Genomic DNA, 965 nt, shown 5'->3' on the forward strand with positions numbered 1-965 from the left:
TTTCGGCAACGACTGTGGCGCTATCGCATGACCCAGAGCATGAGTCGGCGTGGTAATTGCTGGGATAACGCACCGATGGAGCGATTGTTCAGAAGCCTGAAGTCAGAGTGGCTCCCGGCAACGGGATACATGAGCCTGCGGGAAGCAAAGCGGGATATCAGTTATTACCTGATGGTTTACTACAACTGGCGGCGTCCACATCACCACAATGACGGGATACCGCCTGCAAAAGCCGAGGTTCGGCCTAACCAAGTGTCCGGATTTAGTTGACCACAACAGGGCACGCACAGTGAAGGTGGCCTATCGGCAGCCCCCTAAGGGGCGCATTACCGACCTGGTTATCGACTCAACCGGGCTGAAGGTGTTTGGTGAAGGCGAGTGGAAGGTCAGAAAACACGGCGCTGAGAAACGGCGAGTCTGGCGCAAGTTACATCTGGCGGTAGACCCGGTGACCCACGATATCGTGGCGGCGGAAGTCTCGCTGGAAAATGTCCATGATGCCGAGGTGCTGCCGACCTTGCTCAATCCATTGCGGCGCAAGCTGGGGCGTGTTTATGCGGATGGTGTCTATGACAGCAAAGCCAGCCATCAGCTAATCTCGCGCAAAGGGGCAACAGCCTGTATCCCGCCTCGCAAGAACGCGGGGTTATGGGAAAAGGGACATCCGAGAGATGAGTCGGTGCTGGTGATGCGCAAGGAAGGGCTGGCGCACTGGAAGAAGATGTCGGGATATCACCGGCGCTCGCTGGCAGAGACGGCGATGTATCGGTTCAAGCAGTTGATGGCGGGCAAAATCAGTCTGCGTAACTACAACGGTCAGGTAGGGGAAGTCATGGCGTATGTAAGCGCCCTAAATAAACTGAATACCCTTAGCCTACCTGTCAGAAAGCCCCGAGTGTAGCTGTCACCTGGGGCTGGGGAAGTTGTGGCTTGATGGCTGATTTGGGGAAACATAGATGGTCGCC

General features: G+C 56.2%; 1 protein-coding gene and 1 pseudogene. Both read left to right on the plus strand.

The genetic code is table 11. The features are described 5' to 3' along the window. Nucleotides 1-270 (plus strand): integrase core domain-containing protein (locus BN1115_RS21695; RefSeq protein WP_156135273.1); only part of this gene is annotated, 270 nt, incomplete at its 5' end. A 7-nt stretch (nucleotides 271-277) separates the two neighbouring features. Beyond that, nucleotides 278-901 (plus strand): annotated as a pseudogene (locus BN1115_RS12950) (IS5 family transposase); the annotation flags it as partial. Nucleotides 902-965 lie beyond the last annotated feature (64 nt).

This window comes from Aeromonas allosaccharophila (genome assembly GCF_000819685.1).
GTDB lineage: Bacteria > Pseudomonadota > Gammaproteobacteria > Enterobacterales > Aeromonadaceae > Aeromonas > Aeromonas allosaccharophila.